The 12,768-nt window shown below is 57.4% G+C and carries 11 protein-coding genes; 5 read left to right on the top strand and 6 right to left on the bottom strand.

The window, feature by feature from the left end; genetic code table 11:
- Positions 1-30: 30 nt before the first annotated feature.
- Entirely contained in the window at positions 31-465 is a 435-nt protein-coding gene (gene umuD, locus V5P19_RS06920) for a translesion error-prone DNA polymerase V autoproteolytic subunit (protein ID WP_334401510.1), read from the top strand.
- Positions 449-1,711, top strand: a complete 1,263-nt coding sequence (gene umuC, locus V5P19_RS06915) for a translesion error-prone DNA polymerase V subunit UmuC (protein WP_334401508.1) — start codon at positions 449-451, stop codon at positions 1,709-1,711. Before umuD ends, umuC begins: the two co-directional genes overlap by 17 nt.
- A gap of 13 nt (positions 1,712-1,724) precedes the next feature.
- On the opposite strand, the gene V5P19_RS06910 is transcribed toward umuC, so the two are convergent.
- Both V5P19_RS06910 and V5P19_RS06905 read right to left on the bottom strand, forming a co-directional pair.
- Positions 1,725-1,994: a hypothetical protein gene (locus V5P19_RS06910; RefSeq protein WP_334401505.1), complete on the bottom strand. Its 270-nt coding sequence runs from the start codon at positions 1,992-1,994 to the stop codon at positions 1,725-1,727.
- A gap of 20 nt (positions 1,995-2,014) precedes the next feature.
- A complete protein-coding gene (locus V5P19_RS06905; RefSeq protein WP_334401503.1) occupies positions 2,015-2,914 on the bottom strand; it encodes a LysR family transcriptional regulator in 900 nt (299 codons plus the stop codon).
- A 97-nt stretch (positions 2,915-3,011) separates the two neighbouring features.
- Here V5P19_RS06905 and V5P19_RS06900 point away from each other — a divergent pair, with 97 nt between their 5' ends.
- The gene (locus V5P19_RS06900) at positions 3,012-4,070 is read left to right on the top strand and encodes an SDR family oxidoreductase (RefSeq protein ID WP_334401501.1); all 1,059 of its coding nucleotides are present in this window, start codon (positions 3,012-3,014) and stop codon (positions 4,068-4,070) included.
- A 50-nt stretch (positions 4,071-4,120) separates the two neighbouring features.
- Here V5P19_RS06900 and V5P19_RS06895 read toward each other — a convergent pair whose 3' ends face one another.
- Positions 4,121-5,101 (bottom strand): nitronate monooxygenase, encoded by a 981-nt coding sequence (locus V5P19_RS06895; protein WP_334401499.1) that lies wholly within the window; start codon positions 5,099-5,101, stop codon positions 4,121-4,123.
- 182 nt (positions 5,102-5,283) lie between these two features.
- Between V5P19_RS06895 and V5P19_RS06890 the strand changes: the two genes are divergently transcribed.
- Positions 5,284-6,168, top strand: a complete 885-nt coding sequence (locus V5P19_RS06890) for a LysR family transcriptional regulator (RefSeq protein WP_334401497.1) — start codon at positions 5,284-5,286, stop codon at positions 6,166-6,168.
- Here V5P19_RS06890 and V5P19_RS06885 read toward each other — a convergent pair.
- On the bottom strand, positions 6,160-7,602 hold the full coding sequence (locus V5P19_RS06885) for a PLP-dependent aminotransferase family protein (RefSeq protein ID WP_334401495.1): 1,443 nt from the start codon (positions 7,600-7,602) through the stop codon (positions 6,160-6,162). The two genes, V5P19_RS06890 and V5P19_RS06885, sit on opposite strands and share 9 nt — an antisense overlap.
- A 96-nt stretch (positions 7,603-7,698) precedes the next feature.
- Here V5P19_RS06885 and V5P19_RS06880 point away from each other — a divergent pair, with 96 nt between their 5' ends.
- Complete coding sequence (locus tag V5P19_RS06880; RefSeq protein WP_334401493.1) at positions 7,699-8,523, top strand: arylamine N-acetyltransferase; 825 nt, start codon at positions 7,699-7,701, stop codon at positions 8,521-8,523.
- Here the strand turns inward: V5P19_RS06880 and V5P19_RS06875 are convergent.
- Both V5P19_RS06875 and V5P19_RS06870 read right to left on the bottom strand, forming a co-directional pair.
- Entirely contained in the window at positions 8,500-11,565 is a 3,066-nt protein-coding gene (locus tag V5P19_RS06875; protein WP_334401490.1) for an efflux RND transporter permease subunit, read from the bottom strand. The two genes, V5P19_RS06880 and V5P19_RS06875, sit on opposite strands and share 24 nt — an antisense overlap.
- Positions 11,562-12,710: an efflux RND transporter periplasmic adaptor subunit gene (locus V5P19_RS06870; RefSeq protein WP_334401488.1), complete on the bottom strand. Its 1,149-nt coding sequence runs from the start codon at positions 12,708-12,710 to the stop codon at positions 11,562-11,564. The genes V5P19_RS06875 and V5P19_RS06870 overlap by 4 nt, the downstream gene beginning before the upstream one ends.
- Positions 12,711-12,768: the final 58 nt, after the last annotated feature.

Here is a 12,768-nt window from a genome sequence, read left to right as displayed (position 1 = left end):
TTATATACAGTATGTAGTGAGCACGCATTTATGGATACTCTCTTCTCTTATCATTTACAGCAATCTATTGAATTACCGTTGTTTTTGGAGCGTGTTGCTTGTGGTTTCCCAAGCCCTGCACAGGATTACGTTGAAGATCGTCTCGATCTCAACCGGCTGGCAGTCAGGCACCCTAGCGCGACCTATTTTGTGAAGGTGAGCGGAGACTCAATGATTGGGGCCGGGATTAGTGATGGAGACCTGCTGGTTGTCGATCGCTCGTTAACCGCTGAGCATGGGGATATTGTGGTGGCGTCGGTCGCCGGTGAGTTTACGGTTAAAGAGCTACAGACTCGCCCGGTTCTGAAATTGCTTCCGCATAATGCTCATTATCAGCCGATAACCTTTCAGTCCGAAGAGGAGCTGCAGATCTTCGGGGTTGTCACTCACACGCTCAAAACGCATAAACATGTTCGCGCTGGTTGATGTAAACAGCTTTTATGCCTCCTGCGAGAAGGTGTTCCGCCCCGATCTGGAGGGCAAGCCCATCGTGGTGGTTTCCAATAACGACGGCTGCATTATTTCGCTCTCCCCGGAGGCAAAGCAGTTCGGAATAAAAATGGGTGAGCCGTATTTTAAATTCAAAGAAAAGGGATATCCGTCGCGGGTTTACGTTTTTAGTTCGAACTATGCGCTTTATGCCGATCTCAGCAGTCGGGTGATGCAGACGTTGACCGATCTGGCCCCGGCAATAGAGATTTATTCCATTGATGAGGCATTCGTGAACGCTTCAGGCGTCAGCAATTGCGTATCGCTGGAGGCTTTCGGCCATCAGATGCGTACCCAGGTATTAAAAAATACGGGGTTAACGGTTGGCGTGGGGATTGCCCCGACGAAAACGCTGGCGAAGCTGGCTAACTATGCCGCAAAAAAGTGGCCCGGTACCGGCGGTGTGGTCGATTTATCGCATCACGAACGGCAGCGCAAGCTGCTGGCGATAGTGCCCGTTGATGAGGTGTGGGGCGTCGGGCGACGCATTACGAAAAAGCTTAACGCGATGGGCATCACCACAGCGCTGGAGCTGGCAGAAACCTCTCCCTGGGTCATTCGAAAACATTTTAACGTCGTGCTGGAGCGCACGGCGCGTGAACTTCGAGGCGAGCCGTGTCTTGGCCTGGAAGAGTTTATCCCTACGAAGCAGCAAATTATCTGTAGCCGTTCCTTTGGCCACCGTATTACTCAATACGCTGAGATGCATGAGGCCATTTGTGCCTACGCGGAACGTGCAGCGGAAAAGCTGCGCGGGGAGCATCAATATTGTCGCTTTATCAGCGTATTTCTGCGCACCAGCCCCCATGCAGACAATGAAATCTATTACGGCAACCAGGCTTCCGTAACCCTGATGACCCCGACTAATGATTCCCGAGATATCATCCGCGCCGCCACGGATGCGCTGGGCCGTATCTGGCTTGACGGCTATCGCTATATGAAAGCAGGTATAATGCTGGCTGACTTTTCCAGTAGCGGCGTTGCACAGCTTAATTTATTTGACGACAACCGCCTGCGCGCAAACAGTGCCGCGTTGATGGAAATGATAGACAGCCTGAATCATTCTGGAAAAGGCAAGGTGTGGTTTGCCGGGCAGGGCATAGAGAAAGCCTGGGCGATGAAGCGCGAAATGCTGTCACCGGCATATACGACGCGTTATGCCGATTTGCCGGTGGCACGGTAAGTATGTTGTGGTGTTATTTCTTTTGGAACAACGACGTTGCCGCTGCAGCCAGTACGCCGATCAACGGCATTTCGCCAGCGCCAGCCAGGAAGTTAGTGCGATCAATTTCATTATTTTTACGGATGTCAGCAAAACGGGCGAGGGCCGTTTGTTCGTTCTGGGCGCTGACCTCTTCAAACTGCTTTTCAAATCCCTGAGCCATCAGCTGAACGGCGCTGTCGACGTCTGTTCTCTCAAGTGCAATGTAGTGCTGACCTTTTTGGAAAAAACAGTAATCTTGCATAAGTGCTCCCGAAGAGCGAGTTAAGGTAAAGAGATTCTATCTCTTATTATTTCAGGCAGTAAGTGCTCGATCGCACCGATAATGTTTCTGACCCTTTGCGGGATAAAGCGAGCATCCGGATAAACGGCATACAGAAAACGGTCGGGTAACCGCCAGGCGGGTAATATCGGCACTAGCGTGCCGGTTTGCAACGCTTTTGCCGCAAGTGGTCGCTGCATGCCGCCGATACCGATGCCTGTCTCCAGCGCCTGTAACAGTGCGTCACTGGTGTTAGCCCGAAAAACGGTATTCACCTTCACCTCGATCGTTTCTTCATCAGAGATCAGCCTCAAGGGCGCATCCAGCGGAATGCCGCTGAATCGCACGTGAGGGAGGGTCGCCAGCTCGCGCACGGACTGAATCGATTGAAACCCCGGTGCGGCAAAGAGCGGTGTTTCAATACGCGCCAGCACGCGTGCTGCATGCATTTGCGGAGGCTCAGCGCTCAGACGTAGCGCGACATCGACCCCTTCTGTGACCAGGTCGGCGATGCGATCGTCAAGGGAAAGCCTCAGGTGCAAATCTGGATTCATGCGTTGTAGCGCCAGCAGATGTGGCAAAAATATCTGCCCCAGACCGCTCGGTAATTGCACATGTACCCGTCCCTGAGAGTGATGATCCACCGGGTTCAGCCGTATTTCTGCTTCCTGCATGGCGTCCATCACGCGCTGCATATCGCGCCGGTATCGTTCACCCTGTTCGGTCAGCTTCATCATCCGCGTTGTGCGATGCAGTAAAACCACGCCGAGTTCTTCCTCAAGCGCGGCGATCTGCTGGCTGACGGCGGACTGCTTGATGCCGCTCTGGCGTGCGGCCGCAGAAAACGAGCCCGCCTGGGCAACGCGTAGAAAGGTAGAAATGGCGTTGAGCTTATTGTTCATTTAATCATTCTGCTTATAAGTGCCATCGTTTTCGGGGAGTATTCACGGAAAAAATAATATATCAGAGTGGAGATGTCATCCTTTCTGGAGAATCACCATGGATAAGAAACAGCAACAACGTGTCGCGCTGGTCGCCGGCGCCAGCGGGATCGTCGGCAGCCAGCTTGTTAACACGCTCCTGCGTAATCAGTGGGAGGTCATTGGCCTGAGCCGCCATGCGTTATCCCATTCGGATGGGATTCCGATGGTTAACGTCGATCTGCTGGATGCGCAGGACAGCGCGCGCGTATTGCCGTCGCTCAGCGGTATCACTCATATTTTTTACAGCGCCTGGCTGAATGCGGTGAACTGGACTGAGATGGTTGAACCGAACGTCGCCATGCTACGCAACCTGGTCAGCAACGTTGAAAATGCGGCACCGCTTCAGACGGTAAGCCTGATGCAGGGATACAAAGTCTACGGCGCGCATCTTGGACCGTTCAAAACCCCGGCGCGTGAAAGCGATCCCGGCGTACCTGGCGCTGAATTTAACGCCGCGCAGCTGGCGTGGCTCAGCGATTTTCAGCGTGGAAAACCGTGGCACTGGAATGCTATCAGGCCAGGCGTGGTGGGCAGCACGGTGCCGGGCAACGCCATGAATCTTGCTCTTTGCATCGCGCTGTATGCCTCACTGTGTAAAGCGCTGAATTTGCCTCTGCGTTTTCCCGGTTCAGAACAGACCTGGCAAAGCATTGTTGATCATACCGATGCCGGATTGCTGGCAGAGGCTACCCTGTGGGCAGCTACGTCTCCGGCGGCCGAGAACCAAGCCTTCAATGTGAACAATGGTGATATCTGGCGCTGGAACGAGCTGTGGCCACGCATCGCGCGCTGGTTTGCGCTGGAAACTGCACCGCCGGTTAGGCTGTCATTTCATCAGCTGTTTAAGGACTACCGTCCGGTATGGCGCGAGCTTGCCGCGCAGCAGCGTCTGGTGGAAAGCGATATTTTACAGCTAAACGACGGGCAGTTTGCCGATTTCGTGTTTGGCTGGCATTACGACATGTTTGGTGATGGCAGCAAGCTGCGTCGGGCGGGCTTCACCGCGATGCAGGCAACCGATGAGATGTTTTTCAGCCTGTTCGAGCAGCTGAGAGCGGCACGGATTATTCCCTGAGGAAAAGCGGACGCTGCCCTGCGCAGCGTCCATAATTCAGGATTGTTCACTTACTCAACCGTTAACTCATCTACCACTGCGGCGACGCTTTTCACGCTGCGGATAGCGCCAATCCCCGTCCCGAACGAGAGATAGCCTTCATCGGTATTACCTTCCAGCATACCAAGACGCAAACCGCGCAGGCCGCCCATCGCGTTGCCCAGCGCCTCATTGCTTGCGCCGGCTTTATCCATCGCGACCAGGTTCTCCGCCAGTTTGCCGGGCAAAGAGCGATAGTAATGCGGCACGGTACGGAAGAGCAGCAAATCAAGGCCGTTGGCCGCAATGATTTTATCTTTGACCAACTGTGGGACCCGGCTTTCCTGCGTGCTGATAAACACCGAGCCCGCAAATACGCCTTCCGCGCCCAAGGCGTGCGCGGCTCTGGCCGTACGGTGGTCGGTAATGCCGCCAGCAGCCATCACGGGAATGTGCTTCACGGAATCGGCAATGAGCGGCACGATTGAAAAAGTGCCCAGCGCGGTGCCGGGCAGCGTACCGCCCTCATCAAAACCGGTAGCCACGATAATATCTGCGCCAGCCTCTTCTGCGAGACGCGTGTTTTCAGGCGTCGGGTTGATATCGCGATAGATAATGTTGATACCCGATTCTTTTAACGCATTGAATAATTCGGGAATAATGCTCCCTTCGCCATATCCCGTATACACCACGGCGTGGACGCCTTCTTCTTTAATCACCTGCAGAATGGGCGGCGTCCAGATGTCGTTTTCACGTGATGGGATCAGGTTAACCCCGAAAGGTTTTTCGGTAAGCCGTTTGGTTTTGCGAATTTCATCCCGCATTTTTTCGGCAGTTTCTTCTGGCGTGGTCACGGCGGTATCTGCGGTCAACCCGGCATTGGGACCCAGCACGCCAAGCCCTCCGGCATTGCTGACCGCAGCAACCAGGCGGGCGTCAGTTAACCACGATAAAGGGCCCTGAATAACAGGTTTTTCAATACCCAGGATCTGGCAGATACGGTTCATTTTCATAGTGGAACATCCCTCACATTACATCAGGCGACCGGATAATACGGCCTCGTATTCGAGTGGGAGAGAGTGTAGGGCGCAAGATTGTTTTGAAAAATAGCTAAAAATATTCATCACTGTTATAAAATCAGTAACAATTCTCTTATCGCCGTTAGCGATAATCAACACTGCAAAAGAACGCCTTTATGCAAATCAACCTTTTTGAGTCGATCCGAGTTTTTATAGAAATTGTTGAATCCGGTAGCCTGACGCAAGCGGCGGAGAATCTGCGGATCCACCGTCCTGCGGTAACGAAAGCGTTGCAGATGCTCGAACAACACAGCGGCACGCGTTTACTGCAGCGAACCACGCGGCGGATTGACCTGACGCCGGACGGAGAGACGTTTTATCGCCGCAGCAAGCCCCTGCTGGCGCAGGCGGATGCGCTACTTGAGTCGTTTGGGTCTGACGCGGTATTACGCGGTCAGCTGCGTGTGGATATGCCCATTGCGTTTGCGGTTCTGGTGGTCATTCCCCGTTTGCCTGAGTTTTACCGCATGCATCCTGACATTGAGATCGTCCTGAGCAGTTCCGATCGCCGACGGGATATGCTGCGAGAGGGGCTGGACTGCGTGCTGCGGGTCGGAGAGTTGGACGATAGCGACTATGTAGCACGCAGGGTGGGTAACATCAGAATTAAAACCTGTGCCAGCCCTGATTATCTGGCGATCCACGGCACGCCAGATACGCTGGAGGATCTACAAACGCACAAGGCGATTAACTGGATTAACTCCAACAGCCGGTTCATCAAGCCCTGGACCTTTACGACGTCAGAGGGAACCGCAGATATTACACTGCCCAGCAAGCTGGTGGTGGATAACTCCCAGGCCTATATCGCGGCTGGGCTCGCTGGCCTGGGCGTGATGCAGGGAATGAGCCTCTTTTTACAGCCTTACCTCGACGGCGGCCAACTGGTCGAAGTGTTACCCCATCATCCCGCGCCGGACCGCAAACTGTCGCTGCTCTATCCGCACCGCCATCTCTCGCGCAAAGTGCGGGTCTTTACCGAGTGGTTAGAAAGCTTACTGTGAAAGTCGCCGCGGGCCTGCCCCGGCCAGCTCATGACAAATTTCGCCAAGCTGTTCCACGGCGTTTAGCAGAAGGGGCGTGGGTTCGTTGGCACAGTTTAAGCGCAGAAAGTGCGTGAGTTCCGCCCCCGGGGAAAACAGCGGGCCGGGGCTGACGCCAATGCCCAGCGCCAGCGCGCGACGATGCACCTCCAGCGCATTGATTTGCTGCGGCAGTTCAACCCACAGCAAAAAACCGGCTGCAGGGGCGGTCGCGCGCGTGCCCGGCGGAAAACTCGCATCGACCTGAGCGATCACGGCCTGTATCCCCTCGGCGATGCGCACCTTCAATCGCCGAAGATGGCGATCGTAGTCGCCACTGGACAGGATTTCGCTCGTGGCGGCCTCGAGCAGCGGCGCGCCCGCCCAGTCGCCTGCCATGCGAGCCTGCAATACCTGCGTGTGGTAGCGTCCGGCTGCAATCCAGCCGATTCGCCAGCCCGGCGCGAGGGTTTTGGACAATGAGCTGCAGTAGATGACGTTCCCGCACCGGTCGAACGCCTTGCAGGCCGCGGGCCGCTGGCCTTCGCCAACCAGGTCACCGTAAACATCGTCCTCAATCAGGGGAATGCCCGCGCGTTCAAGCAGGGCTACAAGTTCCTGCTTGCGTGCGACGGACATACACGCGCCGAGCGGGTTTTGCACCGTGGGCGAAGCCAGGACAGCTGCAGGGTGGTGGCGCTGAATGGCGTCGGCCAGCGGGGCCAGCAGCAGACCTTCTGCAGGATCGGTTGGGATCTGCAGCGCCTTCAGGCCTAAATCTTCCAGCAGCAGGAGCGTGCCGAAGTAGGCAGGGGACTCAATCGCCACGACGTCGCCCGGCTGGCACACCGCCCGAAGCGCCAGGCGCAGGGCCTGCGTCGCACCCGCAGTAATGACCAGATCGTCTGCGCCAAAATGGGCCCCCCACTGCGCCGCGCGCGCGGCAATCTTGCTTCGCAGATCCGCCCGTCCCGGCGGCAGGCTGTAGCTCTGCCCGTACGCGTCCAGGCGACGGCCTGCGGCGTGTAGCACCCGATGCAGCATGTCTCCCGGTAGCCAGTTGGGGTCGGGCAGCGCCGCGCCGAGCGGCACCAGACGCGCTTCTGCACGACTGAAAAGCGAGCGGGCGATGGCTGACATGGTCACCGGAACGGGGCCGGGAAACGCGTGAGAAGATTGTACACCCTGCGGTAGGCTGGTCTGGCGGACGTAGTAGCCCGAACGCGGACGCGCAACGATCAGGCCTTCAGCTTCAAGGCAACGGAGGGCTTCCAGCGCCGTCGGGAGGCTGACGTGCTCGCGTTCTGCCAGTTTACGCGCGGAGATCATCCGGTCACCGTTTCGCAACGCGCCTGAAGCCAGCGTGAGGCGCAGCATCTCTGCAATCCGGCGGTAATGGGGGGACGAGACGGACATGATGAACTGTACAGTCTAATTTTCGATAAAACTGACTATACAGCCAATGATGAGTGCCATCTATAGTGTCCCGTATGTTCAGGACAAGGAGGCATTATGCACAGCGACAACTTTGACATGGCGACGTATTTCAAACGCATTAACTATACCGGACAGGTGGCCGCGGATGCCGCCACCCTGCATGCGCTTATGCGCCATCAGCTCTTTTCAGTCCCTTTTGAAAATCTGGATGTGCAGGCAGGCAAAATTGTCTCGCTGGTACCGGATGAGATTGTCGACAAGATCCTGCATCAGGGGCGCGGCGGCTATTGCTATGAGGTTAACGGACTCTTTGCCATGGCGCTGGAGGCGTTAGGTATTACCTGGCGTTTTGTGGCGGCACGTCCGATGTTCTACCCGGCACGCCGACCGAAAACCCATATGGCGGTGATGGCTGAAGTTGACGGCCGTCAGTGGCTCTGCGATCTCGGCTTTGGCAGTTACGGCATCCGTGCGCCGATGGCCCTAGACCAGCTTGATATCGATATTGAACAGGATTTCGACACGTTCCGGCTGACCCGCAACGCGCATGGCGAGTACCTGCTTCAGGCGAAGGTGGAGGGAGAGTGGGCGAATCAATATGGCTTCGACCTCTCTCCCCAGGAATGGGTTGACTTCGTTCCGGCCAATTACCTTAACTCCACCCATCCTGACGCCATCTTCGTGCAAAAGTTGCTGATCGTGCAGCATCATCCTAAAGGACGCCATATCCTCTTGGGGGATGTTCTGAAGACCATCACCGCGAAGGGCGTAGAGGTGCAGCGGCTGGCGGAAGACGAGATCGCTGACGTTCTGAAAGCCCGTTTTGCGCTGGCTGCCGACTACGCCATCGGGGGACGCGGTTATCCTCAGCTCGTTTTATTCGGGGTGCCGATGCCGTAAAGATGTCCCCCACTGTAGCAACAGGCTAAACGACGCCGGTAACACCGTGAGCGTCACCAGCGTGGCGACCAGCAATCCCCCGATAATGGCATAGGCCATGGGGCCCCAGAAAACCTGATGAGAGATGGGGATCATCCCCAAAATGGCGGCACAGGCGGTCAGACAGATGGGCCTGGCCCGGTGCTCTGCCGCCGCCATAATGGCGGCATCGTTCGCCATTCCCTGCGCAAGATTATCGTCAGCTTCGCCGATCAATATCACCGCGTTACGAATGATCATCCCCGCCAGCGCGATCGCGCCCAGCAGGGCGACGAATCCCATCGGCGTTCCGCCCGGCAGCATCGCCAGGACGATGCCCGGTAAGCCAAACGGAGCCATAAACAGCGCAAGGAACATTCGGGAATAGCGGCGCAGTTGCAGCATCAGCAAGAGCAACATGATGACAAACGTCACCGGGAGAACGGTAAAGACAGAGCGGTTTCCTTTGTCCGATTCCGCCACCGCGCCGCCTTCTTCAATACTGTAGCCAGCAGGCAGGCTGGCACGCAGCGTATCCACTGCCGGGCGCAGGGCTGCGGATACCGCTTCGGCCTTAAGTCCCGGCGCAAGGTCAGTTTGAACGGTGATAAACGGCAAACGCTGGCGACGCCAGATGACCGGGTCATCCACGCCAAAAAATGGGGTTGCGACCGCGCTGAGCGGGATTTTTTTGCCATCATTTCCCTGAAGGGTCAGTGAAGAGAGCGTCGCGATATTGAGACGTTCACCGTCTCTGGCCCGAAGCACGACATCTACCAGCCGGTCATTATCGCGTATCGACGTCACGAAACTGCCGGACCAGACGGTATTCAGCGTCCGGGCCAGACTTTCCGACGACACGCCCGCTGCCCGGGCTGCCGTTTGATTCACCTTAAGGGTAATGATCCGCTCTGGTTCTCCTGCCGTTTGATTAACGTCGCGAGCGCGCGGCGAGCGGCTAATTATCTCTCCCAGACGATTCGCTAAGGCCCGCACTTTCACGTAGTCCGGCCCGCTAACCCGATATTTGATCGGCCAGCCAACGGGGGGCCCAAGCTCCAGGGGCGACACGCGGGTGATAATGTCGCTAAACTGCGTCGCCAGGATCGTATTAAGCTGTTCGTGCAACCGATCCCGGTCATCGAGACTTTTGGCGACCACCACCATCTGGGCGGTATTTTCGTTCTCCAGCAGCACGTCCATAGGCAGATAAAAGCGTATGGCGCCCGACCCCACGTACGTCGAGAAATGGTCGATATAGCGATTGCCAGCCAGCCACGTTTCCAGCTTCTCGACCTCTCTTTGCGTTTCTGGCTGCGAGGCATTTGCCGGAAGCGTCAGGCTCACCAGCAGCTCGGGTCGATCCGACGCCGGGAAAAACTCTCCCTGCATAAATGTTGTCCCGTAAACGGACAGCCCCAGTGCGGCAAGGGCGAGAAGCACGGTGGCAGGCCGGTGGCGCATCGCCTTATGCAGAAGCCAACGGTAACCGCGCGCGATCCGCCCAGGGGCTGCCGCGTGCTGTCTGATATTCTCTGGCAGCAGCCATGTACCGGTCAGCGGCGAAAACAGGATCGCGACAACCCATGAACACAGCAGGGCAATAAGCACCACCATAAACAGGGAAAAACAGTATTCACCCGCGCTGGACGCCGCAAAGCCGACCGGAATAAACCCGGCAATCATTACCAGCGTACCGGTAAGCATCGGGAAGGCCGTGGTTTTGAACGCCCAGGTCGCCGCCTGCCGCCGGGAATCACCGGCTTCGAGGCGCGACACCATGGTTTCCACGGCGATCATCGCGTCATCCACCAGCAGACCCAGCGCAATAATCAGCGCCCCGAGCGAGATACGCTGAAGGCCGATGCCGGCCAGCATCATCCCGGCGAACGTCATGGCCAGCACCAGCGGGATAGCCGCTGCCACAACCAGCCCCGCCCGTAGCCCCAGAGAGACAAATGACACGGCCAGAACGATAGCGACGGCTTCAATCAATACTCTGATAAAACCGCTGACCGCATCGCTGACCACCGCTGACTGATCGGCGACCTTAACCATCTCGATACCGTGCGGCAGCCCGGCGCTGAGGGTGGCCATTCTCTGAGTCAACGCGCTGCCGAAACGCAGCATATTTCCCGTGGGGGCCATGGAAACCGCCAGCCCGATGGCCGGTTTTCCGTTCACCCGAAACGCAGGCGAGGGCGGCTCGGCGATTTCCCGCGTGATGGTGGCAATGTCGGTCAGGGGAATATAGCGATCGTTAATATGCAGCGTAACGGCCCGTAAGCTCGCTTCGGAGGTCAGCGCACCGCTGACGTTTATCGCCATATTCTCTCGCCCGGTGCGCATCACGCCCGCCGGGACGACCGCGTTCTGTGCCCTGAGCGCATCCGTGACCTGCTGAATATCCAGACCCATGGCGGACAGGCGCGCGGGGGAAAAGGCGAGAACCATCTGCTCCTGCTGTTCACCGAGCAAGGTAGTTTTACCGATATCCGGCAGGGAAATCAGGCCGCGACGGATTGCCTCTACCCGATCCCGAACCTCCCGCAGGGAGTAACCCTCGGGAATGAACCCATAAATGGTGCCAAACGTATCGTCAAACGCATCGTTGACGGCGGGACCCTGGACGCCTTCCGGCAGGGACGGGGTGATATCCTGCATTTTTTTGCGAATTTGATACCAGATGTCCGGCACCTTTTGGGGCGGCGTATCATCGCGCAGATTGACATAGACAACGGCACGACCGGGCCGGGTTACACTTTCGATGTAATCAAGCCAGGGGATCTCCTGTAAGGTTTTCTCCAGCGGGTCCGTGAGCAATTGCGCGGTGTCCGAGACGGTAGCTCCAGGCCACTGCGCGGAGACCACGGCAGTTTTAATGGTAAATGCCGGGTCCTCGTTACGCGGCAGGTGGGTGTAGCAGTACGCACCCAGAGCCATAACCAGGAGCATCAAGAAGCTGACCATCTGCTGATTTTCCAGAGCCCAGGCGGAAAGGTTAACGCGTTCTTTTATGCTCACGGCTGCGCCTCCCCAACACTCACCCGTTCACCGGCCTGCAGTGTGCTTACGCCTGCGGTTATGACCCGGTCGCCGGGCGCAAGGCCGGAAGCGATTATGACCGAGGAGGCCGTATAGCCTGCGGGCACAACGTTGCGCAGCTGGGCCCGCTGCTGATGCGCGATCACAAAAACCGCGGGCTTGTCCGCTAAACGCGTCAACGCCGACGTCGGAATGGTGTACTGATATGACGCCGTAGAGGGCAGCGTGACGGTGACGCTGGCACCCAGCGCCATAGCGGCTGGCGGGTGTTTCAGGGTGGCTCTTACTCGCCAGGTGCGGGTCAAAGGGTCTGCCTGTGGAGAAATATCCCGCAGCACGGCTAAGGCGTTGACCGCAGGATCGCTGAGCAAAGCAATCTGAAGTTCAGCCTTATCCCCTGACGCGATTGCATCGGGCGCGGCAACATCAAATACCACATCGCGAGCGTCACCGGTTGCCAGCGTCACCACCGACTGCCCGGCGCTCACAACCTGACCTGCCGAGGCGCTGACGGCGGTAATCACGCCTTCTTTCGGCGAGATGAGGCGGGTCCAGCTCAGGCTTTCCCGAGCGTTACGCAATGCGGCCTCGCTGCTTTTCAGGCGCGCGCTGGCGACAAGCCAGTCTGCGCGGGCGCTGTCGAACTGCGTGCGGGCGATGGCCCCGGTTGGCATGAGTTTTTGCATTCGGCTAACGTTCAGCGCGGCAACCTGCGCCGACGCTTTCGCGCCCTCGTAGTCGGCCGTTGCGCTGTCGAGCTGATTTTGCACGGTCATCGTGTCGAGGGTAGCCAGCAGCTGCCCGGCAGCCACCCGTTCGCCAATATCAACAAGACGCGTCATGATCCGGCCCTCGGTACGGAAACTCAGCGTCGTCTCATCGTGGGCATGAATATCGCCGGTGCTTTGCAGGACGGGCAGCGTTTTTGCTGAACCCACCACCACGTAGCGCACCGTTCGTGGGGGAGTGGGCTTAGGGTCATGTTTATCGCCACAGCCGGTGAGCGAAAAAATACCCAGTGCGAGTATCGCCAGGGGGAGAAAATGCAGCCAGGAAAGGGTGCGCGCCACGGGGCATAAATGATGCAGACCGTGGCGGAGGGAGAAAAAGAAGTCGTCTGACATAACGCCGCTCCATAAAGGTGATAGCGTTATTAAAGGTGCTGTTCATCGAGAAAGATTC

Source organism: Enterobacter sp. UNJFSC 003, from assembly GCF_036903355.1.
In the GTDB taxonomy this organism is placed as follows: Bacteria; Pseudomonadota; Gammaproteobacteria; order Enterobacterales; family Enterobacteriaceae; genus Enterobacter.
This window is presented reverse-complemented; position numbering and strand designations above follow the sequence as displayed.